At 71.8% G+C, this 23,427-nt stretch carries 22 protein-coding genes; 18 read left to right on the top strand and 4 right to left on the bottom strand.

Translation table 11 applies throughout. The annotated features are described in order from the left end of the window. Window positions 1-72: 72 nt before the first annotated feature. The gene (locus tag EIM47_RS09690) at window positions 73-2,442 is read right to left on the bottom strand and encodes a 3-hydroxyacyl-CoA dehydrogenase/enoyl-CoA hydratase family protein (protein WP_125076776.1); all 2,370 of its coding nucleotides are present in this window, start codon (window positions 2,440-2,442) and stop codon (window positions 73-75) included. Window positions 2,443-2,469: 27 nt separating this feature from the next. Further along, complete coding sequence (locus EIM47_RS09685; RefSeq protein WP_125076775.1) at window positions 2,470-3,099, bottom strand: TetR family transcriptional regulator; 630 nt, start codon at window positions 3,097-3,099, stop codon at window positions 2,470-2,472. Window positions 3,100-3,316: 217 nt separating this feature from the next. Here EIM47_RS09685 and ndk point away from each other — a divergent pair, with 217 nt between their 5' ends. The 11 genes from ndk (at window position 3,317) to EIM47_RS09630 (ending at window position 14,923) form a co-directional block, all read left to right on the top strand. Further along, on the top strand, window positions 3,317-3,742 hold the full coding sequence (gene ndk, locus EIM47_RS09680) for a nucleoside-diphosphate kinase (RefSeq protein ID WP_019399395.1): 426 nt from the start codon (window positions 3,317-3,319) through the stop codon (window positions 3,740-3,742). A gap of 34 nt (window positions 3,743-3,776) precedes the next feature. Beyond that, window positions 3,777-4,994 carry a 23S rRNA (adenine(2503)-C(2))-methyltransferase RlmN gene (rlmN, locus tag EIM47_RS09675; protein ID WP_037034662.1) on the top strand — a complete coding sequence of 406 codons (1,218 nt, stop codon included), beginning with the start codon at window positions 3,777-3,779 and terminating at the stop codon, window positions 4,992-4,994. After that, window positions 4,981-5,793 (top strand): type IV pilus biogenesis/stability protein PilW, encoded by an 813-nt coding sequence (gene pilW, locus EIM47_RS09670; protein ID WP_125076774.1) that lies wholly within the window; start codon window positions 4,981-4,983, stop codon window positions 5,791-5,793. Before rlmN ends, pilW begins: the two co-directional genes overlap by 14 nt. Then, window positions 5,790-6,641, top strand: a complete 852-nt coding sequence (locus EIM47_RS09665; RefSeq protein ID WP_125076773.1) for a helix-turn-helix domain-containing protein — start codon at window positions 5,790-5,792, stop codon at window positions 6,639-6,641. The genes pilW and EIM47_RS09665 overlap by 4 nt, the downstream gene beginning before the upstream one ends. Before the next feature lie 71 nt (window positions 6,642-6,712). Further along, a complete protein-coding gene (locus tag EIM47_RS09660; RefSeq protein ID WP_019399391.1) occupies window positions 6,713-7,336 on the top strand; it encodes a tetratricopeptide repeat protein in 624 nt (207 codons plus the stop codon). Further along, a complete protein-coding gene (gene bamB, locus EIM47_RS09655; protein WP_019399390.1) occupies window positions 7,336-8,535 on the top strand; it encodes an outer membrane protein assembly factor BamB in 1,200 nt (399 codons plus the stop codon). The genes EIM47_RS09660 and bamB overlap by 1 nt, the downstream gene beginning before the upstream one ends. Window positions 8,536-8,563: 28 nt before the next feature. Then, window positions 8,564-9,964 (top strand): ribosome biogenesis GTPase Der, encoded by a 1,401-nt coding sequence (gene der, locus EIM47_RS09650; RefSeq protein WP_125076772.1) that lies wholly within the window; start codon window positions 8,564-8,566, stop codon window positions 9,962-9,964. Next, window positions 9,961-10,557 carry an NTP transferase domain-containing protein gene (locus EIM47_RS09645; RefSeq protein WP_125076771.1) on the top strand — a complete coding sequence of 199 codons (597 nt, stop codon included), beginning with the start codon at window positions 9,961-9,963 and terminating at the stop codon, window positions 10,555-10,557. Before der ends, EIM47_RS09645 begins: the two co-directional genes overlap by 4 nt. A gap of 30 nt (window positions 10,558-10,587) precedes the next feature. Continuing rightward, entirely contained in the window at window positions 10,588-11,802 is a 1,215-nt protein-coding gene (gene glp, locus EIM47_RS09640; protein WP_019399387.1) for a gephyrin-like molybdotransferase Glp, read from the top strand. An 83-nt stretch (window positions 11,803-11,885) separates the two neighbouring features. Continuing rightward, window positions 11,886-13,022, top strand: a complete 1,137-nt coding sequence (gene moeB, locus EIM47_RS09635) for a molybdopterin-synthase adenylyltransferase MoeB (protein ID WP_125076770.1) — start codon at window positions 11,886-11,888, stop codon at window positions 13,020-13,022. Between the two features lie 59 nt (window positions 13,023-13,081). Further along, window positions 13,082-14,923 (top strand): monovalent cation:proton antiporter-2 (CPA2) family protein, encoded by a 1,842-nt coding sequence (locus EIM47_RS09630; RefSeq protein ID WP_125076769.1) that lies wholly within the window; start codon window positions 13,082-13,084, stop codon window positions 14,921-14,923. A gap of 9 nt (window positions 14,924-14,932) precedes the next feature. Here EIM47_RS09630 and EIM47_RS09625 read toward each other — a convergent pair whose 3' ends face one another. After that, the gene (locus tag EIM47_RS09625; protein ID WP_125076768.1) at window positions 14,933-15,229 is read right to left on the bottom strand and encodes a DUF1244 domain-containing protein; all 297 of its coding nucleotides are present in this window, start codon (window positions 15,227-15,229) and stop codon (window positions 14,933-14,935) included. A gap of 69 nt (window positions 15,230-15,298) precedes the next feature. Here EIM47_RS09625 and folD point away from each other — a divergent pair, with 69 nt between their 5' ends. The 5 genes from folD (at window position 15,299) to EIM47_RS09600 (ending at window position 20,426) form a co-directional block, all read left to right on the top strand. Further along, on the top strand, window positions 15,299-16,159 hold the full coding sequence (gene folD, locus EIM47_RS09620) for a bifunctional methylenetetrahydrofolate dehydrogenase/methenyltetrahydrofolate cyclohydrolase FolD (protein ID WP_019399383.1): 861 nt from the start codon (window positions 15,299-15,301) through the stop codon (window positions 16,157-16,159). A gap of 149 nt (window positions 16,160-16,308) precedes the next feature. Beyond that, on the top strand, window positions 16,309-17,019 hold the full coding sequence (locus tag EIM47_RS09615; RefSeq protein WP_125076767.1) for a cytochrome C oxidase subunit II: 711 nt from the start codon (window positions 16,309-16,311) through the stop codon (window positions 17,017-17,019). Further along, window positions 17,016-19,541, top strand: coding sequence for a cytochrome c oxidase subunit I (gene ctaD, locus EIM47_RS09610; protein WP_125076766.1), 2,526 nt, complete (start codon window positions 17,016-17,018; stop codon window positions 19,539-19,541). Before EIM47_RS09615 ends, ctaD begins: the two co-directional genes overlap by 4 nt. Next, window positions 19,541-19,888, top strand: a complete 348-nt coding sequence (locus EIM47_RS09605) for a hypothetical protein (protein WP_125111814.1) — start codon at window positions 19,541-19,543, stop codon at window positions 19,886-19,888. Before ctaD ends, EIM47_RS09605 begins: the two co-directional genes overlap by 1 nt. A gap of 31 nt (window positions 19,889-19,919) precedes the next feature. Continuing rightward, window positions 19,920-20,426 carry a DUF2231 domain-containing protein gene (locus tag EIM47_RS09600; RefSeq protein WP_240626207.1) on the top strand — a complete coding sequence of 169 codons (507 nt, stop codon included), beginning with the start codon at window positions 19,920-19,922 and terminating at the stop codon, window positions 20,424-20,426. Here EIM47_RS09600 and EIM47_RS09595 read toward each other — a convergent pair. Beyond that, window positions 20,375-20,881 (bottom strand): CopD family protein, encoded by a 507-nt coding sequence (locus EIM47_RS09595; protein ID WP_240626206.1) that lies wholly within the window; start codon window positions 20,879-20,881, stop codon window positions 20,375-20,377. The two genes, EIM47_RS09600 and EIM47_RS09595, sit on opposite strands and share 52 nt — an antisense overlap. Window positions 20,882-20,974: 93 nt before the next feature. On the opposite strand from EIM47_RS09595, the gene EIM47_RS09590 reads away from it, so the two are divergent. Next, window positions 20,975-21,832 carry a cytochrome c oxidase assembly protein gene (locus tag EIM47_RS09590; RefSeq protein ID WP_240626205.1) on the top strand — a complete coding sequence of 286 codons (858 nt, stop codon included), beginning with the start codon at window positions 20,975-20,977 and terminating at the stop codon, window positions 21,830-21,832. Between the two features lie 97 nt (window positions 21,833-21,929). Further along, on the top strand, window positions 21,930-23,390 hold the full coding sequence (gene guaB / locus EIM47_RS09585) for an IMP dehydrogenase (protein WP_125076762.1): 1,461 nt from the start codon (window positions 21,930-21,932) through the stop codon (window positions 23,388-23,390). Window positions 23,391-23,427 lie beyond the last annotated feature (37 nt).

Below are 23,427 nucleotides of genomic sequence, written 5' to 3'. Positions count from 1 at the left end.
CTCACGCCGGCATCAATGGTTTTCCTGGGTGGGGATGCGCTCTTGCGAATCCCCAATCCCGAATCACGAATCTCAGTTCCTGAGCGGCTTGCCCGTCTTGAGCATGTGGCCGATGCGGGCCTGGGTCTTTTCCTGCTGGGCCAGCTCGACGAAGTGCTTGCGCTCCAGGTTGAGCAGCCAGGCCTCGTCGACCAGGCTGCCGCGGTCGACTTCGCCGCCGCACACCACGGTGGCGATGCGGGTGGCGATCTCGTTGTCGTACTCGCTGATGAAGCGGCCCTCGAGCATGTTGACCAGCAGCATGCGGAAGGTGGCGATGCCGACGTCGCCGGCGACCTGGATGCGGCGCTCCGGCAGCGGCGGGCGGTAGCCGCCCTCGGCCAGGTTGCGCGCCTCGGCCTTGGCCACGTGCAGCAGCTCGTGGGCGTTGAACACGATCCGGTCGGTCGGGCGCAGCAGGCCCAGCTCCTTGGCCTCCACGGCGGAGGTCGAGACCTTGGCCATGGCCACCGTCTCGAAGGTCTTCTTCAGCTCGGCGAACACGTCGCCGCCGGCCGCCGCGCGCGAGGCGCGCACCGCCAGCTCCTTGAGGCCGCCGCCGGCCGGCAGCAGGCCCACGCCGGCCTCGACCAGGCCGATGTAGCTCTCCAGGTGGGCCACGGTGCGGGCGCTGTGCATCTGGAACTCGCAGCCGCCGCCCAGGGCCAGGCCGCGCACCGCCGCGACCACCGGCACCAGCGCGTACTTGATGCGCTGGCTGGTGCGCTGGAAGTTGGCGACCAGGGCGTCGAACTCGTCGACCTTGCCGGCCTGCAGCAGGCCCAGCGCACCGGCCAGGTCGGCGCCGGCGGAGAAGGGCTCCTTCTGCTGCCAGATCACCAGGCCCTGGAAGTCGCGCTCGGCGATGCAGATCGCTTCCTGCAGGCCGTTGAGCACGTGGTCGGACACGGTGTTCATCTTGGTCTTGAACGAGACCACGGCGATGCCGTCGCCGTCGTGCCACATGCGCACGCCGTCGTTCTCGTAGACCGTGGTGCCCTGGTCGAACTTCTCGCCCAGCAGCGGATCGGGGAAGCGCTGGCGCTGGTAGACCGGCAGCGACGAGCGCGGCACCAGGGTGTTGGTCGCCGGGCTGTAGCTGCCCTCGGCGGCGTGCACGCCCTCGCGGCCGTCGAGCACCCACGCCGGCAGCGGGGCGTCGCTCATGGCCTTGCCGGCGGCGATGTCCTCGGCGATCCACTGCGCCACCTGCTTCCAGCCGGCGGCCTGCCAGGTCTCGAACGGGCCCAGCGACCAGCCGTAGCCCCAGCGGATGGCCAGGTCGACGTCGCGCGCGGTGTCGGCGATGTCGGCCAGGTGGTAGGCGCTGTAGTGGAACAGGTCGCGGAACGCGGCCCACAGGAACTGCGCTTGCGGGTACTGGCTCTCGCGCAGCTTCGCGAACTTCTCGGCCGGGTTCTTGATCTTGAGGATCCCGACCACCTCGTCGGCGGCCTTGCGGTCGGCGGCGCGGTAGTCCTGCTTCTCCAGGTCCAGGACCATGATGTCCTTGCCGACCTTGCGGAAGATGCCGGCGCCGGCCTTCTGGCCCAGGGCGCCCTTGGCGATCAGTGCCTGCAGCCAGTCGGGCGACTGGAAGTACTTGTGCCACGGATCCTGCGGCAGGGTGTCGGCCATGGTCTTGATGACGTGGGCCATGGTGTCCAGGCCGACCACGTCGGAGGTGCGGTAGGTGGCCGACTTCGGGCGGCCGACCAGCGGGCCGGTGATGGCGTCGACCTCGTCGAAGCCCAGGCCGAACTGGCGGGTGTGGTGGATCACCGACAGGATCGAGAACACGCCGATGCGGTTGCCGATGAAGTTCGGGGTGTCCTTGGCGTAGACCACGCCCTTGCCAAGGTTGGTGGTCAGGAAGGTCTCCAGGCCCTCCAGCACCGCCTTGTCGGTGGTGTCGGCCGGGATCAGCTCGGCCAGGTGCATATAGCGCGGCGGGTTGAAGAAGTGCACGCCGCAGAAGCGGTGGCGCAGCTGCTCCGGCAGCACCGCGGCCAGGGCGTTGATGCCCAGGCCGGAGGTGTTGGAGGCCAGCACCGCGTGCTCGCCCACGAACGGCGCGATCCTCCTGTACAGGTCCTGCTTCCAGTCCATCCGCTCGGCGATGGCCTCGATGATCAGGTCGCAGTCGCGCAGCTGCTCCAGGCCGGTGTCGTAGTTGGCCGGGGTGATGGCCGCGGCCAGCGACTTGCTGGCCAGCGGGGCCGGGCTGAGCTTGGCGAGGTTGCCGATGGCCTTCAGGACGATGCCGTCGGCCGGGCCCTCCTTGGCGGGCAGGTCGAACAGCACGGTGTCCACGCCCGCGTTGGTCAGGTGAGCCGCGATCTGCGCGCCCATGACGCCGGCGCCCAGCACCGCAGCGCGGCGTACAAGCAGTTTCTTAGACATTTCTTGCAACCTCTTGATATTGAACGGTTACTTTGCTTCCGCCTGCAGTCCTGCGGCGGCAAATCGGATGAGTTCCCGGGCGGCCCGGCTCCGGTGGGCCGCCTCGCTGGCGCTGGCGGGGCGCTTGATCAGGCCGAATTCCGACATCGCGTAGGTCAGCGCCCCGGCCAGGAAGTCCAGGCGCCAGTACAGGGTTTCCTTGTCCAGGCCGGGCAGCACCGCGGCCAGCGCCTTGCCGAACTCGCGCAGCACATGGCCGTAGTGGTCCGACAGGAACCGGCGCAGGCTCTCGTTGTGCTCGGCGTAGGCGCGGGCGATCAGGCGCACGAAGGCGGCACCGCCGTTGCGATCCTGGGCCAGGGCCAGTGCCGGGTCGATGAAGGCCGCCAGGATCGGCTCCAGCTGGCCGGGGTGGTCGCGCAGCGCGGCCTCCAGCTGCTGCAGGCGCTGGGCGGTCATCACGTCCATGCGCCGCCGGAACACCTCGTTGATCAGGTTTTCCTTGGAGCCGAAGTGGTAGTTCACCGCGGCGATGTTGACCGCGGCCTGGCTGGTGACCTGGCGCAGCGAGGTCCCGGCGAAGCCGTGCTGGGCGAACAGCTCTTCCGCCGCGGCCAGGATCCGTTCCTTGGTGGAGAAGTGCGCGGGCTTGCCCATGGCTCCGGACTAAATCAAACGATTGTTTAATCCTAGGCCCGGGCCGGCGACGGGTCATTTTGCGCTGCAGCATCCCGGTGCCTGCAAAGCTGGCCGGCGGATGCTAGAATTCGTCAACGCTACCCAAGCTAAGCCCGCGCCACGCCGCGGGTTTTTCCTTCAGGCCCGGTTCCGCCGGGCCGGTCCCGTTCCCTCAACTCCAAAGAAGAAGAATCCAATGGCGCTGGAGCGCACCCTTTCGATCGTCAAGCCCGATGCCGTCGCCAAGAACGTGATCGGCGAGATCTACACCCGTTTCGAGAAGGCCGGCCTGAAGATCGTCGCCGCCAAGTACAAGCAGCTGACCCGCCGCGAGGCCGAGGGCTTCTACGCCGTGCACCGCGAGCGTCCGTTCTTCAACGCCCTGGTCGAGTTCATGACCTCCGGCCCGGTGATGATCCAGGTGCTGGAAGGCGAGAACGCCGTGGCCAAGCACCGCGAGATCCTGGGTGCCACCAACCCGAAGGAAGCCGCGCCGGGCACCATCCGCGCCGACTTCGCCGAATCCATCGACGCCAACGCCGCCCACGGCTCGGACTCGGTGGAGAACGCCAACATCGAGATCGCGTACTTCTTCGCGGCCACGGAAGTGGTCTCGCGCTGAGCGCATCCAGCACAGGTCGAAGCACGTGTCCGCATTGCAGCCGATTCCCAGCGTGACCACCACCGGCGACCCGGTCGCCGCGCCCGTGGCCGCGCGCCAGAACCTGCTGGAGCTGGACCGTGCGGGCCTGGAGCGCTTCTTCGAGGAAGTCCTCGGCGAGAAGCGCTACCGCGCCCACCAGGTGATGAAGTGGATCCACCACCGCTACGTCACCGACTTCGACCAGATGACCGACCTCGGCAAGGCGCTGCGCGCCAAGCTGCACGCGCATGCCGAGGTCGTCGTCCCCAACATCGTGTTCGACAAGCCCTCCGCCGACGGCACCCACAAGTGGCTGCTGGCGATGGGCGACGATGGCCGCAACGCCATCGAGACCGTGTTCATCCCGGACAAGGGCCGCGGCACCCTGTGCGTGTCCTCGCAGGTGGGCTGCGGCCTCAACTGCACCTTCTGCTCGACCGCCACCCAGGGCTTCAACCGCAACCTGACCACGGCCGAGATCATCGGCCAGGTCTGGATCGCCGCCCGCCACCTGGGCAACGTGCCGCACCAGCAGCGCAAGCTCACCAACGTGGTGATGATGGGCATGGGCGAGCCGCTGATGAACTTCGACAACGTCGTGCGCGCCATGAGCGTGATGCGCGACGACCTGGGCTACGGCCTGGCCAACAAGCGCGTGACCCTGTCGACCTCCGGCCTGGTGCCGATGATCGACCGCCTGTCGGTGGAGAGCGACGTGTCGCTGGCGGTTTCGCTGCACGCACCCAACGACGAGCTGCGCGAGCAGCTGGTCCCGCTCAACAGGAAGTACCCGATCGCCGAGCTGATGGCCGCCTGCGCTCGCTACCTGCGCGCCAACCGCCGCCGCGAGTCGATCACCTTCGAATACACCCTGATGAAGGGGGTCAACGACCAGCCCGAGCACGCCCGCCAGCTGGCGCGGCTGATGCGCCAGTTCGACAACGCGGTGCAGGCGCGCGATTCGGGCAAGGTCAACCTGATCCCGTTCAACCCGTTCCCGGGGACCCGCTACGAGCGCCCGGACGAGTCGGCGATCCGCGCCTTCCAGAAGATCCTGCTCGATTCGCAGGTGCTGACCATGGTCCGCCGCACCCGCGGCGACGACATCGACGCCGCCTGCGGGCAGCTCAAGGGCCAGGTCATGGACCGGACGCGCCGGCAGGCCGAGTTCCGGCGCAGCCTGGGCCGGGAAGGGCAGGCGCCGCGGGCCGGAGGCCATGCGGCGGCCTGATCGGCTCCTGTTCCTGCTCTGTGGCGCCCTGCTCGTGGCAGGCTGCGCCCGCCCCGCGACGGTCAAATCGCCCAAGATCCGCGGTACCGAACGGGTCGCCCCGGTCTACCGGCTGGAGGACGGCGAGGCGACCAAGCGCCGCGTCCAGGTCCGCGACGCCATCGGCCTGGCGACCCAGCGCCTGACCGCCGGCGACCTGGCCGAAGCCGAGAAGCTGGCGCGCAAGGCCCTGCGCCTGGATCCGTCAGCAGTGGACGCCTACACCGTGCTGGGCGCAGTCGAGTCCAGGCGCGGCAACCTGGAGGCCGCTGGCACGCATTACCGCAAGGCCGCCGAACTGGCGCCGGGCAACGGCGACGTGCTCAACAACTACGGCGCCTGGCTGTGCGCCAACGGCTATCCGGCCGAGGCCCTGGTGTGGCTGGACCGGGCCATGGCGGTGACCGCCCCCGGCTCGCGCGCCTCGGCCCTGGCCAATGCCGGCAGCTGCGCCCTGCGCAGCGGCCAGCTCGAGCGCGCCGAGCAGGACCTGCGCAAGGCGCTGGAGCTGGATCCGGTGCACCCGGCGGCGCTGGCGCAGATGGCCGTGCTCTCGTTCGAGCAGGGCCGGCTGTTGCAGGCGCGGGCCTTCGCCGAGCGCCGGCTGGCGGCTGCGCCCGCCGATGCATCCGTGCTACAACTCGCGGTCAGGATTGAACAGGGGCTTGGCGACAGGGTGGCCGCCAGCCGGTATCAACAGCGGCTACGGGCGGAGTTCCCGGAAGCCGTCACTGACAAAACCGGGGAAGATCCACAGTGATCCATGACAACGCGAACGTCGGGGGAGACGCTCGGGGTTGCGGGGAGCTGCTTCGCGAGGCGCGCGAGGCGGCCGGGCTGGAGCTGCGCGAGGTCGCTACGCGGCTGCGCATGCCGGTACACGTGGTCGAGGCACTGGAGCAGGGGCGCTGGGAAGTCATCGGCGCGCCGGTGTTCGTGCGCGGCCAGCTGCGCAGCTACGCGCGGCTGCTGGGCGTGGACCCGGAGCCGCTGCTGCAGGTCCAGGTCGCCCCGCCGGCGCCCGTGGAGCTGGTCAGCCACGTGCATACCCCGCGCCTGCAACGGTTGATGGAGAACGTCGGCCGCCGCGCGGTGTACGTGGTCATCACCGCCGCCATCGCGGTGCCGGTGTGGCTGGCGACCCGTTCGCACTTCGCCGGGCAGCTGCCGACGACCGCTTCGCTGGACGTGCTGCCGGCGGAGGTCGCCGATGCCCCGGCCACGACGGCCCCGGAAGCGCCGCCGGTGCAGGCGCCGCGCGCCAGGCCGCAGGCCCAGGCCGGCGAAGCCGGGCCGTACGTGGCCTCGCTGGCGCCGCCGGTGCGGCAGCAGGCACCGGCGCCGGCGCCGGCCCTGGAGCTGAGCTTCGAGGGCGACAGCTGGATCGAGGTCACCGGCCCCGACGGCCGCGTGATCGAGCAGCGCCTGGCGCGCCAGGGCGAGACGCGCAGCTTCCAGCCGGGCGAGGTCGCCGGCGTGGTGCTGGGCAACGCGGCGGCGGTACGCGTTCAGCAGGCCGGCAGTATCGTGGACCTGTCGCCCTTCAGGAGGGCGAACGTGGCCCGCTTTGCGGTATCCTCTGACGGATCCGTCAAGCCCGCGCAGTAAAGCGGTCCGCGGGCCTTTCCAACAAGAACAAGAACACGTCCCCGTGCGCGCCGCACGGGGCAGGACACTGCATGGCAATCGACGACCTTCTGGACGAGCACGAACAGGGCGAACGCGTCCGCGCCTGGCTGCGCAAGAACCTGCCGGGCATCCTCGCCGGCCTCATCGTCGGCATCGCCGCGATCTGGGGCCTGCGCCAGTGGCAGGAACGCGGCCTGGCCCGGCAGCAGGAGGCGCACGCGGCCTACAGCCAGGCGATCGCCCGGCTGCAGGCCGGCGAGGAAGACGCCGGCGCGGCCCTGGCCGGACAGGAAGGCCTGTACGCCAGCCTCGGCGCGCTGCAGCTGGCCAAGGCCCAGGTCGAGGCCGGCAAGCCCGAGGACGCCATCGCCACCCTGCGCGGGATCAAGGCCGACCCGGCGCTGCAACCGGTGGTCCGGCAGCGCCTGGCGCAGCTGCTGGTTGCCACCGGCAAGCCGCAGGAAGCGCTGGATGTGCTGGGCGAGGACGCCGATGCCGTGGCCTTGGAACTGCGCGGCGACGCGCTGGTGGCCGCCGGCAAGGCGGAGCAGGCGCGTGCCGAGTACCAGCGCGCCCTGGCCGGGCTGGACGCGGAGGCGCCGGCGCGCCGGCGCGTGGAACTGAAGCTGCAGGAAGCCGGTGGCCAGCTGCCGGAGACGGCGGGGTCGATCTGATGGAGCGCACCGACATGATCAAGCGCATGGCGGCCGTGGCCGTCCTGGTCTCGCTGCTGGCGGGTTGCAGCTCGTTCAAGAGCATGTTTGCCGGCAAGAACGCCGAGGCCAAGAAGGCCGCCGAGCCGGCCGAGCTGGTGAAGTTCAAGCCCACCATCAAGCCGCGCAAGGCCTGGTCGGTGGACCTGGGCGACGGCGAGCGCCGGATCGGCGCGCGCCAGGGGCCGGCGGTGGCCGATGGCCGCGTCTACGCCGCCGCGGCCGAGGGCCGGGTGCTGGCGCTGGACCTGCAGACCGGCAAGCGGGTGTGGGAATTCAAGGCCGCCAAGGACGAGAAGCTGCGCCTGACCGGCGGTCCCGGCGCCGGCAACGGCCTGGTCGTGGTCGGCGGCCTGGACGGCGCGGTGATCGCGCTGGACGCCCAGGACGGCAGCGAGCGCTGGCGCGCCAAGGTGCGCAGCGAGATCATCGCCGCCCCGACCGTGTCCCAGGGCCTGGTCCTGGTGCGCAGCAACGACGGCCGCATCACCGCCTTCGACGCCGCCAGCGGCGAGCAGCGCTGGTACGCCGAGCGCGAACTGCCGAGCCTGACCGTGCGTGGCAACGCCTCGCTGACGCCGGCCCCGGGCCTGCTGTTCGCCGGCAACGACGACGGCACCCTGACCGCGCTGGCCCTGCGCGACGGCCGCCTGCTGTGGGAACAGGCCGTGGGCCTGCCCGAAGGCCGCACCGAACTGGAACGCATGGCCGACGTCGACGCGCCGATCGTGATCGACGGCACCATGCTGTACGCCAGCAGCTACCGCAACCGCACCGTGGCCATCGACGGTCCCAGTGGCCGCCCGATGTGGCAGAGCGACCACGGCGGCCCCGGCGCGATCGGCGTGGCGCCCTCGGCGATCCTGGTTTCCAGCGCCGCCGGCACCGTCTACGCCCTTGACAAGTCCAACGGCGTGGCCCTGTGGTCGCAGCCGGCGCTGGCGCGCCGCTCGCTGACCGGCCCGGCGGTGCAGGGCGACTATGCGGTGGTCGGCGACTATGCCGGCTACGTGCACTGGCTGCGCCTGGACAACGGCGAGATGGCCGCGCGCGAGCGCGTCGGCCGCAAGAAGGCGATCAAGGCCGCGCCGGTGGTGGCCGACGGACTGCTGCTGGTGCAGGACGTCAAGGGAGGCCTGACCGCCTTCCGCCTCGACTGACCGGACGGATGCGGGCAGGAATTTCGCGATGCTACCGCTGGTTGCCCTGGTCGGACGGCCGAATGTCGGCAAGTCCACACTCTTCAATGCGCTGACGCGCAGTCGCGACGCCCTGGTCCACGACCAGCCCGGCGTCACCCGCGACCGCCACTACGGCGTGTGCCGGCTGGATCCGGAGCGGCCGTTCCTTCTGGTGGACACCGGCGGCATCGCCGGCGAGGAGGAAGGCCTGGCCGGCGCCACCGCGCGCCAGGCGCGCGCCGCCGCCGCCGAGGCCGACCTGATCCTGTTCGTGGTCGACGGCCGCGACGGCGCCTCGGCCCTGGACGACGAGATCCTGGCCTGGCTGCGCAAGCTGGCGCGGCCGACCCTGCTGGTGATCAACAAGATCGACGGCACCTTCGAGGAAGCGGTGCGTGCCGAGTTCGCGCGCTACGGCTTCGCCGACATGCTGGCCGTCTCCGCCGCCCACCGCCAGGGCCTGGACGACCTGCATGCCGAGGTCCTGGAGCGGCTGCCGGAAGAGGGCAGCGCCGAGGCGCTGGACAACGATCCCAACCGCCTGCGCATCGCCTTCGTCGGCCGTCCCAACGTGGGCAAGTCGACCCTGGTGAACCGCCTGCTGGGCGAGGAGCGGATGATCGCCTCCGAGGTCCCCGGCACCACCCGCGACTCGATCGCGGTGGACCTGGAGCGCGACGGCCGCCTGTACCGCCTGATCGACACCGCCGGCATCCGCCGCCGCGGCCGCATCGAGGAGGCGGTCGAGAAGTTCAGCGTGGTCAAGACCATGCAGGCGATCGAGCACTGCCAGGTGGCGGTGCTGATGCTCGACGCCACCGAGGGCGTGACCGACCAGGACGCCACCGTGCTGGGCGCCGTGCTCGACGCCGGCCGTGCCCTGGTGGTCGCGGTGAACAAGTGGGACGGCCTGAGCACCTACCAGCGCGAGCAGGCCGAGGCGATGCTGGAGCGCAAGCTCGGCTTCGTGCCCTGGGCCGAGGTGGTGCGCATCTCCGCGCTGCACGGCTCGGGCCTGCGCGAGCTGTTCCGCGCCATCCACCGCGCGCACGCCTCCGCCACCCGCACCTTCAGCACCAGCGAGGTCAACAAGGCGCTGGAGATCGCGGCGGAGACCAACCCGCCGCCAAGCATCCGCGGCCACGTCTCCAAGCTGCGCTACGTGCACCCGGGCGGCGAGAACCCGCCGACCTTCGTGATCCACGGCACCCGCCTGAAGGTGCTGCCGGATTCGTACAAGCGCTACCTGGAGAACTTCTTCCGCAAGCGCTTCAAGCTGGTGGGCACCCCGGTGCGGATGCTGTTCCGCGAGGGCGCCAACCCGTACGAAGGCAAGAAGAACGAACTGACCGAGCGACAGGTCGCGCGCAAGCGCCGGCTGATGCGCCACGTCAAGCGCGGCAAGTGAGCGCGGCCCCGGCCGCCGCGGAGATCACCCTGGGCCTGCTGGCCGGTGGTCGCGGCAGCCGGCTCGGCGGCGTCGACAAGGCCTGGATCGAGCGTGATGGCCAGCCGCAGGTGCTGCGGCTGGCGCGCCGGTTCCCGGGCGAGGTCGGCGCGGTGCTGGTAAGCGCCAACCGCGAGCTGGCGCGCTACGCCGATGCAGGCCTCCAGGCCGTGCCCGACCGCCTGCCACCGGACAGCGGTCCGCTGGCCGGGATCGAGGCCCTGGCCGCGGCCTGCCGCACGCCCTGGCTGCTGACCTTGCCGGTGGACCTGTTCGACACCAACGACTGCCTGGTGCGCACCCTGGTCTCCTGCCGCGATGCCGACGGCGCCGTGGCCGAGGATGCCGACGGCCTGCAGCCGCTGGTGGCGCTGTACCGCGTCGAGGCGCTGCGCGCGGCTTTGCCGGCCGCGCTGGCCGCCGGCGAGCTGGCGCCGCGCCGCCTGCAGCAGCGGCTGCGCATGGCCCGGGTGGCCTTTGCCGGCGTACGCTTCGGCAACCTCAACACCCCCGCAGACCTGGCCGCGGTGCGCATCGTGCTGCCGCCGCGCTGAGGCGCCGCCCACCACCGCACGGGAGCCGCGATGACCGACTTTCCCAGCCGCATCACCGTCCGCCAGGCGCTGGACCTGCTGCACGAGGCGGCCGCCGGCCGCGGCCGCGCCAGCGAGCAGGTGCCGACCCGCCGCGCCGACGGCCGCGTGCTCGGCGCCGACGTGGTTGCGCCGATCGCGCTGCCGGCGTTCGACAACAGCGCGATGGACGGCTTCGCCGTGCGCCATGCCGACCTGTCCGCCGATGCGCCGGTCACGCTGGAGCTGGCCGGCGAGCAGTTCGCCGGTCCGGACCTTGGCCTGTGCGTGGGCCCCCGCCAGTGCGTGCGCATCACCACCGGCGCGCCGCTGCCGGCCGGCGCCGACACCATCGTCATCCGCGAGGATGTGGTCGAGCAGGACGGCCGCGTGCAGGTGCCGGCCGCCATCCGCGCCGGCGCCCACGTGCGCAGGCAGGGCGAGGACGTGGTGGCCGGCGAGGTGGTGCTGCGCGCCGGGCAGGTGCTGACCCCGGCGCGGATCGGGCTTGCCGCGGCCCTGGGCATCGACCGCCTGGAGGTGGTCGTGCGGCCCACCGTCGCCGTGTTCGCCAGCGGCGACGAGCTGGCCGAGCCGGGCCTGCCGCTGCGCCCGGGCCAGGTCTACAACAGCAACCGCGAGCAGCTGATGGCGCAGCTGCGCGCCGCCGGCCTGGAGCCGGTGGCCTGGCCGACATTGCCCGACGATCCGGTGCTGATCGCCGCGGTGCTGGACGACGCTGTGGAGAACTTCGACCTGGTGCTGACCTGCGGCGCGGTGTCGGCGGGGGAGAAGGACCACCTGCCGCGCTGGCTGCAGTCCCGCGGCCGGATCCATTTCTGGAAGGTGCGCATGCGCCCGGGCATGCCGCTGCTGTTCGGCGAGGCCGGGCGGGCGCTGGTGCTCGGCCTGCCGGGCAATCCGGTGTCGGTGCTGGCAACCTTCCATGTGTTCGGGCGGGCACTGGTCGATGCGCTGCAGGGCCGCGAGCCGCGCCCGCGCTGGCGCGCGCGCCTGGCCGCGCCCTGGCACAAGCGCCACGAGCGCTTCGAGTTCCTGCGCGGGCGCCTGTTCCAGGAGGACGACGCCACCCTGTACGTGCACCCCGAGCCCGCCGACGGCTCGCACCGGCTGCGCGCCGCCGCGGCCAGCGACGCGCTGATCGTGCTGGAGGAGGGCGCGCGCGCGTACGCCGCCGGCGACCTGGTCGAAGTGCTGCCGCTGTAGCCGGGCACGGCGACGCAGCGTTGCGCGGCCGCGGCCCAATGCGCGCTTCCGCCGCCGGGCCATTGGCGTCGATAATCCGGCGCATGGACAGCGTAACGGTGACGCCGCGGCAGGCCCGCGAACGCCAGCGGCAGGGCGTGCTGCTGATCGACATCCGCGAGCCGCACGAACGCGTCTCCGGCCAGGCCGAGGGCGCGCTCGGCGTGCGCCGCGCCGAGCTGGAGGCCGATCCGGCCCGCCACCTGCCGGACCCGCAGGCCGAGGTACTGCTGATCTGCCAGGTCGGCAAGCGCTCCCGCGCCGCGGCCGAGGCCCTGCGCGGCGCCGGCTTCGCCCGCGTTTACTCGGTCGATGGCGGCACCAATGCCTGGGCCGGCGAAGGGCTGCCCCTGGTGCGGCCGCAGCTTGAGCCGGCCGAGGCTGATTTCCTGGAGCGTTATTCGCGCCACCTGCGCCTGGCCGAGGTCGGGATCGAAGGCCAGCGGCGCCTGGCCGCGGCCCGCGTGCTGGTGGTCGGCGCCGGCGGGCTGGGTTCGCCGGCGGCGTTCTACCTGGCCGCGGCGGGCGTGGGCCACCTGCGCCTGGTGGACGACGACATCGTCGACCGCAGCAACCTGCAGCGGCAGATCCTGCATACCGAGGCCTCGGTCGGCACGCCCAAGGTCGAATCGGCGCGGCAGCGGCTGCAGGCGCTCAATCCCTCGATCCGGATCGAGCCGGTGCAGGCGCGGGTCACGTCGGACAACGTCGAGGCACTGCTGGACGGCATCGACGTGGTGGTCGACGGTTCGGACAACTTCCCGCTGCGCTACCTGCTCAACGACGCCTGCGTGAAGCTGGGCAAGCCGCTGGTGTACGGGGCGGTGCAACGCTTCGAAGGCCAGGCGAGCGTGTTCGATGCTGGCCGCCACCGCGGCGCGAAGCCGTGCTACCGCTGCCTGTTTCCGGAGCCGCCGCCGCCGGAGTTCGCGCCCAACTGCGCCGAGGCCGGGGTGCTGGGCGTGCTGCCGGGCATCGTCGGCCTGCTCCAGGCCAACGAGGCGATCAAGCTGCTGCTGGGCATCGGCGAGCCGCTGGCCGGGCGCCTGCTGCAGTTCGATGCGCTGGCCATGCGCTTCCGCGAGCTGAAGTTGCCGCCGGACCCGGACTGCCCGGTGTGCGCCGAAGGGCGGCGGTTCCCGGGCTACATCGATTACGCGGCGTTTTGCGCCACGACCTGAAGCGTCGGACGGCGCGGGTCGGCACCCATGCGGGCCGCGGCCCGCGGAGGAGGACATCCATGGCGGTCGAAGCTGCCGGCGGGGAACAGCTGGTCAAGGTCGTCGCCCTGCTCGGGGCGGCGGTGGTCATGGTGCCGCTGTTCCGGCGCCTGGGCCTGGGCTCGGTGCTGGGCTACCTGAGCGCCGGCCTGCTGATCGGCCCGTTCGGGCTGGGCTGGTTCTCCGACCCGCAGGCGATCCTGCACGTGGCCGAACTGGGCGTGGTGATGTTCCTGTTCCTGATCGGCCTGGAAATGCGCCCGGCCCACCTGTGGAGCCTGCGCCGGCAGATCTTCGGCCTGGGCACGTTGCAGATCGGCCTGTGCACCGTGGTCCTGACCGGGGTGGCGTGGCTGTGCGGCCTGCGCATGCCGGCGGCCTTCATCGGTGCGGCCGGCTTCGTCCTGACCTCGACCGCGGTGGTGATGCAGCTGCTGGGCGAGCGCGGCGACATCGCCCTGCCGCGCGGGCAGAAGATCGTCTCCATCCTGCTGTTCGAGGACCTGCTGATCGTGCCGCTGCTGGCGCTGGTGGCGTTCATGTCGCCGCTGCCGGCCGCGGCGGGCGAGGGCAGCCGCTGGATGGCGGTGCTGGTCGGCGTCGGCGCCCTGGCCGGGCTGGTGGCGGCCGGCCTGTGGCTGCTCAATCCGCTGTTCCGGCTGCTGGCGCGGGTGCAGGCGCGCGAGGTGATGACCGCCGCGGCGCTGCTGGTGGTGCTGGGCGCGGCGCTGCTGATGGAGGTCGGCGGGCTGTCGGCGGCGATGGGCGCGTTCCTGGCCGGCGTGCTGCTGTCCGGCTCGACCTTCCGCCACCAGCTGGAGGCGGACATCGAGCCGTTCCGCGGCCTGCTGCTGGGCCTGTTCTTCCTCGGCGTGGGCATGGCCCTGGACCTGGCGGTGGTGGCGGCCAACTGGCCGCTGATCCTGTCCGGACTGGTGGCGGTGATGGTGGCCAAGGCCGCCTGCATCTACGTGGTGGCGCGGCTGACCCGCACCTGCCACCGCGATGCACTCGACCGCGCGGTGCTGATGGCCCAGGGCGGCGAGTTCGCCTTCGTGCTGTTCTCGGCGGCGCAGGCGGCGCGGGTGATCGACGGCACCGCCAACGCCAACCTGACCGCGATCGTGGTGCTGTCGATGGCGCTGACCCCGCTGGCGGTGCTGGCCGTGCGGCGCCTGGCCGGCGACGGCACTGCGCCGTCGATGGACGGCATCGAGGAAGCGGACGGGCAGGCCGGCAGCGTACTGATCGTCGGTTTCGGCCGCTTCGGCCAGGTCATGAGCCAGGCGCTGCTGGCGCGCGACGTGGACGTGACCATCATCGATACCGACATCGGGATGATCCGCAGCGCCGCCGAGTTCGGCTTCAAGGTCTACTACGGCGACGGCACCCGCGCCGACGTGATGCGCGCCTCCGGCGCGGCCAGCGCGCGGGTGATCGCGGTGTGCGTGGACGACCGCCGGGCCGCCACCCGCATCGCCCGGCTGTGCCGCGAGGAGTTCCCGCAGGCCCGGGTGCTGGTGCGCGCGTACGACCGCGAGCACGCGCTGGAGCTGGCGGCGCTGGACGTGCACTTCCAGGTCCGCGAGACCTTCGAGTCGGCGGTGCGCTTCGGCCAGGCCGCGCTGGAGGCGCTGGGCACCGAGCCGCAGCTGGCGGCGCGCATCGCCAGGGAGATGCGGCGCCTGGACGCCGAGCGCTTCGCCCTGGAGCTGGCTGCCGGCGACGTGCGCGCCGGGCGGCCGCTGATCATCGGCCATACCCCGTCAGCCACGCCCACCCCGTTCACTCCCCCGAAGCGGGTGTCGCGCCGCCTGGACGAGGCAGGCGGGGACGGGGCAGGGGAGACGCCGGCCGGCTGAGCCGGCGCCTCAGCCGTGGAGCTTGCGCGCGGCCTCGAACGCGGCCAGCTGCTCCGGCGTGGCCTCGCGCTGGTGGCGGGCCTTCCACTCGGCGAAGGGCATGCCGTAGATGGCCTCGCGGGCCTGTTCCCTGTCCATTTCCAGCCCGGCCTCGGCCGCGGCCTCGCGGTACCAGTCGGCCAGGCAGTTGCGGCAGAAGCCGGCCAGGATCATCAGGTCGATGTTCTGGACGTCGGTGCGTTCCTGGTTGAGGTGCCGCAGCAGCCGGCGGAACGCGGCCGCCTCCAGTTCCACCTTGTCGACCATGCTCCTACCTCGCGCGTCCGGAATCGGGGAGAATGTGCCGCTCCGCCGCACCGTCCCGCAAGCATCCCGATGACCGCACGCATCCTCGATGGCCGCCGCGTTTCCGAAGACCTGCTCGAAGAACTGAAGACGCGGGTCGACGCGCGCGTCGCACGCGGCCTGCCGCGGCCGGGCCTGGCCGTGGTCCTGGTCGGCGACGACCCGGCCTCGGCCGTGTACGTGCGCAACAAGCGCCGGGCCGCGGAGAAGGTCGGGATCGAGGCCTTCGACTACGACCTGCCGGCCGGCACCAGCGAGGCCGAGCTGCTGGAGCTGATCGACCGGCTCAACGCCGACCCGAAGATCCACGGCATCCTGGTGCAGCTGCCGCTGCCGGGCATCCCCGACGCCAGCCGCCTGATCGAGCGGATCGACCCGCGCAAGGACGTGGACGGCTTCCATCCCTCCAATGTCGGCCACCTGGCCCTGCGCCAGTTCGGCCTGCGCCCGTGCACCCCGCGCGGGATCATGACCCTGCTGGCGCATACCGACCGCCCGGTGCGCGGGCGCAATGCCACGGTCGTCGGCGTGAGCAACCACGTCGGCCGGCCCATGGGCCTGGAGCTGCTGATCGCCGGCTGCACCGTGACCAGCTGCCACAAGTTCACCCCGCCGGAAGTGCTGGAGCAGTCGGTGCGCAATGCCGACATCCTGGTGGTGGCGGTGGGCCGCCCGGGCATCGTCCCCGGCGAGTGGGTCAAGCCTGGCGCAGTGGTGATCGACGTGGGCATCAACCGCCTGGAGGATGGCCGCCTGGTCGGCGACGTCGGCTACGAGGCCGCGGCCGAGCGCGCCAGCTGGATCACCCCGGTGCCAGGCGGCGTCGGCCCGATGACCGTGGCCACCCTGATGCAGAACACCCTGGAAGCGGCCGAGGCCGCCGCTGCCTGACCGCCTGACCGCCTGACCGCCTGACCGCCTGACCCGCGGCGGCCGCCGCTGCGGCTGCCGCCGCGCGCCCCGGCGTCGCGGTGGCTTCACGACGCCAGCGACACACTGCCGCCCTGTGACCGCGGCGGAGGATCGGGCTTATCGGCGCCATGGACAGACGCTGCTGGCTGGCGGCTCCGATCGTGCCGCCGCTGCTCGCCGGCTGCGCCGGGCCGCAGTCGGCGCTGGACCCGGCTGGCCCCTCCGCGGCGGCAATCGCCGGGATCTGGTGGGGCCTGTTCTGGATGGCGCTGGTGGTGTGGATGCTGGTCACGGCGCTGCTGCTGACCGGCCTGCGCCGCCGTCGCCATCTTTCCGAGGCCGGCGCACGGCGCATGATCGTCGCCGGTGGGCTGGTGCTGCCGACCGGGGTGCTGCTGGGACTGCTGGTGCACGGCACCCTGGCCAGCGACCGCGTCAGCGGGCGCAGCGCCGATGCCTCGCACCTCGTTGCCGTCACCGGGCGGCAGTGGCACTGGGACTTCGTCTACCTGGGCGACGACGGCCGGCCGCTGGCGGCATCCACCGACCTGCTGGCCATGCCGCTGGGGCGGATGGTCGAGTTCCGGATCGAAAGCGCCGACGTGATCCACAGCTTCTGGATCCCGCGCCTGGGCGGCAAGATCGACGCCATCCCCGGGCGCACCAACGTGCTGCGGCTGCGGGCCGACCAGGCCGGGTCCATCCGCGGCCAGTGCGCCGAGTTCTGCGGGCTGGAACATGCGTTCATGGGCTTCGAGGTGCAGGTGCTGGCACCGGCCGAGTACGAGGCCTGGCTGCGCGACAACGCCGTGGCGCAGGCAGGGGAGGGCAGCCCATGAGCGAAGCGCGCATGGACATCTTGCCGCCCGGAGAGAACAGCCGCCGCCTGGCGGCGCTGGCGCGGATCTGGAACAACGCCCCGGGCTGGCGCGGCCAGCTGACCGCGGTCAACCACGGCACCGTGGGCCTGCGCTTCATCGCCACCGGCTTCGCCTTCCTGCTGGCCGGCGGCGCGCTGGCCATGTTCATCCGCCTGCAGCTGGCCTGGCCGGGCAACCAGGTGCTGGATCCGGAACGCTACGCCCAGTTCGTGACCCTGCACGGGACCACGATGATGTTCCTGTTCGCGGTGCCGATCATGGAAGGCTTCGCGATGTACCTGCTACCGAAGATGCTGGGCGCACGCGACCTGCCGTTCCCGCGGCTGGGTGCCTTCGGCTACTGGTGCTACCTGTTCGGCGGCCTCTTCCTGTATTCGGGCCTGTTGTTCGGCGAGGCACCGGACGGCGGCTGGTTCATGTACGTGCCGCTGACCGACGCGACCCATTCGCCGGGACGCGGCGTGGACTTCTGGCTGATCGGCGTGACCTTTGCCGAGATCGCGGCGGTGACGGCGGCGGTGGAGCTGATCGTGGCGATCCTGCTGTGCCGCGCCCCGGGCATGGATATCCGGCGCATGCCGTTGTTCGCCTGGGCGATGCTGGTCACCGCCTTCATGATCGCCTTCGGCTTCCCGCCGCTGATCCTGGGCAGCATCCTGCTGGAGATCCAGCGCGCCTTCGGCTTCGTGTTCTTCGACGTGGCCCGCGGCGGCGACCCCCTGCTGTGGCAGCACCTGTTCTGGCTGTTCGGGCATCCGGAGGTCTACATCATCTTCCTGCCCGCGGCCGGCGTGGTGTCGATGGTGGTGGCGACCTTCGCCCGCAGGCCCATCGCCGGCTACCTGTGGATCGTGCTGGCGCTGGTGACCACCGGCTTCCTCAGCTTCGGACTGTGGGTGCACCACATGTTCGCGGTGGGCATCCCGCTGCTGGCGCTGGCCTTCTTCAGCGCGGCGAGCATGGCGGTGGCCATCCCCACCGGCATCCAGGTGTTCGCCTGGCTGGCCACGCTGTGGGCCGGGCGGCCCTGGCTGCGGGTGCCGATGCTCTACCTGGTCGGCTTCTTCATCACCTTCGTCGGCGGCGGCCTGACCGGGGTGATGGTGGCCCTGGTGCCGTTCGACTGGCAGGTGCACGACACCCACTTCGTGGTCGCGCACCTGCACTACGTGCTGATCGGCGGGCTGATGTTCCCGATGTTCGCCGGGCTCTACTACTGGTTGCCGCTGGCCAGCGGGCGGATGCCCTCGGAAAGCCTCAGCCGCACCGCGTTCTGGATGGTGTTCGTGGGCTTCCACCTGGCTTTCCTGCCCATGCACCTGACCGGCCTGCTGGGCATGACCCGGCGTGCCTACAGCTATCCGGAACAGCTGGGCGTGCACTGGCTCAACCTGCTGTCCACCGCCGCCAGCTTCGTGCTGGCCGCCGGCACGGTCGCCATCCTGATCGACGCGGCGCTGTGCTTCCGCCATGGCCGCCCCGGGCGGCGCAACCCGTGGCGCGCGGGCACCCTGGAATGGGCATTGCCGCATCCGGTGCCGGTCTACAACTTCGCCTCGCTGCCGGTGGTGGCCGACCGCTATCCGCTGTGGCAGGACCGCGGCCTGGCCGCGCGCACCGCGGATGCCACCGGGCTGCTGGGCGATCCGGCATCGGGACGGCGGGAGTCGATGGGGACCTCGATCCTCGGCGGCGTGCCCGAGCAGGTGATCCGCCTTCCCGGCTCGAGCTGGCAGCCGCTGCTGGCCGCGCTGGCGATCGCGGCGCTGCTGGCCTGCTTCATCGCCAGGCTCTACCTGGGCTCGGTGCTGGTGCTGGTGGTGCTGCTCGGCCAGTTCTGCGCGTGGGCCTGGACCACCGGCGACCGCCATGCGCCGGCCAGGGTGCAGGCCGGCCCGCGGCTCGGACTTCCGGTGCAGTACGCCTGCCGCAACGCGCCGGGCTGGTGGGCGCTGGTGGTGTCGCTGTTGATCGACGGCTCGCTGTTCGCGTCGCTGGTGTTCGCCTACTTCTACCTGTGGCTGGGCACCGAGGCCTGGCCGCCGGCGCCGATGCACGCGGGCGCGGACCCCACGGCCTGGGTCGCGCTGGTGCTGCTGGGCGTGTGCTGGATCGCTGCCGCGGCCTCCGCGCGGCAGATGCGCCGCGGGGGCGGGCGCGCCCTGGCCTTGCCGCTGGGCGTGGCCGCGCTGGCCGGGGCCGGCTTCCTGTGGGCGCAGTGGCAGGCGGTGGCGTCGGGAACCGGCGCGCCGGGCGAGCATGCCTATGCCTCGGTGGTCTGGACCCTGGCCGGCTTCCACGCGGTGCATGTCGCGGTGGCGATGCTGGTTGGCCTGTTCGTCGCTGCGCGCGGCCAGCGCGGCTACGTCAGCGCCGAGCGGCCGCTGGAGCAGCGCATCGCCGCGGCGTTGTGGGCCTGCGTGGCCGCCCAGGGCGCGATCGCCTGGAGCGTGATCCACCTGTTCCCGGAGTGGGCGTGATGGCCAGGTTCGCCAGTCCCTCGACCCTCGCCGGCATTGCCGCGCCGATGGCGGTGTGGGCAGTACACTTCGTCGTGCTCTACAGCCTGCAGGGGCTGGCCTGCGGCGAGGGCTGGAGCCAGCGGGGGGCATCCTGGGCCATGCTCGCGCTTACCGTGCCCGCGCTGGCGGCGATCACCTGGCTGGGCCTGCGCGCGCTGCGCGCCGCCAGGGCGGCGGGTGCGGCCGGCCCGGCGGCGCGACGGGCGCGGTTCGCGGCGCAGGCGGCCGCGCTCTGCGCCGTCCTGGCGACGGTGGCGGTGCTGTTCACCGTGGTGCCGGTGCTGTTGCTGCCGGCATGCCGCTGAGGTCGCCATGCGCAGGAGCCTGAAACAGCCCGTGCCCGACAACCGCAGCCACACCGTGGCCAGCCGGGTGGCGATCAAGCAGCACCCGCTGCATCCGATCCTGGTGGTGTATCCGGTGGCGGCGCTGACCCTGCTGCCGCTGGCGGACCTGCTCTACCTGTGGCTGGGCGATCCGTTCTGGGCGCAGGCGGCCTGGTGGCTGAGCGTGCTCGGCCTGGGCGGCGGGGTGTTCGCCGCGCTGTTCGGGATCGCCGACATGTTCCTCATCCGGGTGGTGCGCCGGCATGTCTCGGCCTGGATCCACTTCCTGGCGGGGGTGATGCTGCTGGCCCTGGCGGCCGCCGGGGTAAGCCTGCGCCTGCCGGATCCGGCCGCGGCCATCTGGCCGTGGGGCCTGCTGCTGTCCGGCGCCGGCATGGTGATGGTGGTGATCGTCGGCTGGCTGGGCGGGGCGCTGACCTTCCGCCATGGCATCGGCGTGTACGGCTACAAGGCGGCCGGGGAAGAGGGCGGCGGCGATGCGCCGCCGGCGGCATGAGCCTCGGTGGCCGCGAGCGGGGGCGGGGGCAGGTCGCCGAAGGTGTGCGGCTTGGCCCCGGTCAGCGCGGCCAGCGCCAGCAGGAGCAGCAGCGGCAGCCAGCCCACGATCCGGTAGAAGCGGGCGCTGTGGCGGTCCTGGCCCTGGCCCAGTGCGTACAGGTGCAGGCCGAAGTGGAGGTGCAGCAGCACCGCGGCCATCACCACCAGCAGCTTGGCCGCCAGCCAGGCCCCGAACGGGACCATGGCGATGAGCACCATGCCCAGGGCGATGGCGACCAGGCCGGCCGGAGTGGCGATGCGGAAGAACAGCAGGTTGGCCACCGGATTGAAGTAGGCCGGGTCGGCATCGCGGCCGCCGCGATGGCGGGCCACGAACAGCCGCGGCAGGAAGAACAGCCCGCAGAACCAGACCAGCACCGCGCCGATGTGCAGCAGCTTGAGCCAGAAGTACACGCGCGCTTCCTCGCCGGCCGGGACCAACGGCAGCCTACGCCGCCGCGCGCGAAGCAGGCGTGGGCGGCGCTCGTCGCCCTGGTGGCGGCGGCATTGCCGCTCCCTGCCGCGGCCCTGGCCGCGCTGTGCCGGGCCCCAGGCGGCCTGGCCGCGCCGTGGGCGCCGCCGGGCGCATGGCTGCTGCCGCCGGCCTTGCTGCTGGTGCTGTACGCGGCCGGCCTGTGGCGGCTGGGACGGCGCGCGCCGGGGCGGGGGATCGCGCCTCCGGAGGCGGCCGGCTTCGTCGCCGGGATCGCCTTGCTGGCCTTCGTCCTCGGCGGTCCGCTCAACGCCTACGCGCGCTGGTCGCTGGGCGCGCACATGGCCCAGCACATGCTGCTGCTGGCGGTGGTGCCGCCGCTGCTGCTGGGCGGACGGCCCTGGGCGGTGATCTCCGGGGCCCTGCCGCGGTCGCTGGCGTGGGTACTGCACCGGTTGCTGCATCCGGCCCTGGCCTGGCTGGCCGCGCGCCTGGGCCCGGCCACGGTCGCGCACGCGGCGGTCATGGTGCTGTGGCACCTGCCAGGCTCCCTGCAGGCGGCGGTGGCCAGCACGCGCCTGCATGAGGCCATGCATGCCAGCTTCCTGCTCGCCGGGCTGTGGTTCTGGGCGGCGTTGTGGCGGCGCATCCGCGACGCCGGCGCCGGTCCGGCACCGGGCGTGGTCGCCAGCGTGGTGCTGATGATGGTGATGGGGTTCCTGGGCGCGCTGCTGACCTTCGCCCCGCGGCCGCTGTACCCCCTGTATGCCTTCCGGGCCCCCGAGGTCGGGCTGGAGCCGCTGGCCGACCAGCAGCTGGCCGGGCTGCTGATGTGGGTGCCCAGCTGCCTGCCTTACCTGGCCGGGGCGCTGTGGCTGACCTGGAAGGGGCTGGGGCGCCCGCAGCGGGCGCCGGGCCGGGCAGGGCGCTGAACGGCCCGCCGGCGGGTGCCGGCCGGAATGCTGCGTAGCGCCGTAGGGCCCCGGATCGGGGGTATAATGACGCGCTTCCCCACACCCGGGTATGCCGATGCTGCGCATCAAGGCCGAAGCACTCACCTACGACGACGTCTCGCTCGTCCCCGCCCACTCCACCGTACTGCCGAAGGACGTTTCGCTCGAGACGCGCCTGACCCGCGACCTGCGGGTGAAGCTGCCGATCGTCTCGGCGGCGATGGACACGGTGACCGAGGCCCGCCTGGCCATCGCCATGGCCCAGCTCGGCGGCATCGGCATCATCCACAAGAACCTGACCGTCGAGCAGCAGGCCAACGAGGTCGCCAAGGTCAAGAAGTTCGAGGCCGGCGTCATCAAGGACCCGTTCACCGTCAACCCCGACACCACCATCGGCGAGGTGCTGCAGCTGACCCGCGCGCGCAACATCTCGGGCGTGCCGGTGGTCGACGACAACGGCCAGCTGGTCGGCATCGTCACCAGCCGCGACATGCGCTTCGAGAAGAAGCTGGACGATCCGGTGCGCCACATCATGACCAAGAAGGACCGCCTGGTCACGGTGAAGGAAGGCGCCAGCGACGAGGAGATCTTCCAGCTGCTGCACAAGCACCGCATCGAGAAGGTGCTGGTGGTCAACGATGATTTCGCCCTGCGCGGCCTGATCACCGTCAAGGACATCCAGAAGAAGACCGACAACCCCAACGCCGCCAAGGATTCGCATGCGCGCCTGATGGTCGGCGCCGCGGTCGGCGTCGGCGGCGACACCGAGCAGCGCGTCGAGGCGCTGGTGGCCGCCGGCGTGGACGTGCTGATCGTGGACACCGCGCACGGCCATTCCCAGGGGGTGCTGGACCGCGTGGCTTGGGTCAAGAAGAACTTCCCGCAGGTGCAGGTGGTCGGCGGCAACATCGTCACCGGCGACGCCGCGCTGGCCCTGTTCGACGCCGGCGCCGACGCGGTCAAGGTCGGCGTGGGCCCGGGCTCGATCTGCACCACGCGCGTGGTCGCGGGCGTGGGCGTGCCGCAGATCACCGCCATCGACCTGGTGGCCGAGGCGCTGCAGGACCGCATCCCGCTGATCGCCGACGGCGGCATCCGCTACTCCGGCGACATCGGCAAGGCGATCGCCGCCGGTGCGTCCACGGTGATGATCGGCGGCCTGTTCGCCGGCACCGAGGAGTCCCCGGGCGAGGTCGAGCTGTTCCAGGGCCGCAGCTACAAGAGCTACCGCGGCATGGGCTCGCTGGGCGCGATGGAGAAGGGCTCCAAGGACCGCTACTTCCAGGACGCCTCCGACGCCGACAAGCTGGTGCCGGAAGGCATCGAGGGCCGCGTGCCGTACCGCGGCCCGCTGAGCGGCATCATCCACCAGCTCGCCGGCGGCCTGCGCGCCACCATGGGCTACGTGGGCTGCGCGACCATCGAGGAGATGCGCAAGAAGCCGCAGTTCGTGGTGATCACCGGCGCCGGCCAGCGCGAGAGCCACGTGCACGACGTCACCATCACCAAGCAGCCGCCGAACTACCAGATCGGTTGAGGCAGGGGCCGGCCGCAGGGCCACCCGGCGCCACCGT

Origin of the sequence: Pseudoxanthomonas sp. SGT-18 (assembly GCF_003931645.1) — a bacterium.
Taxonomy (GTDB): Bacteria; Pseudomonadota; Gammaproteobacteria; order Xanthomonadales; family Xanthomonadaceae; genus Pseudoxanthomonas.
The sequence above is the reverse complement of the archived record's forward strand: the minus strand, read 5'-3'. Positions and strand labels throughout refer to the sequence as shown.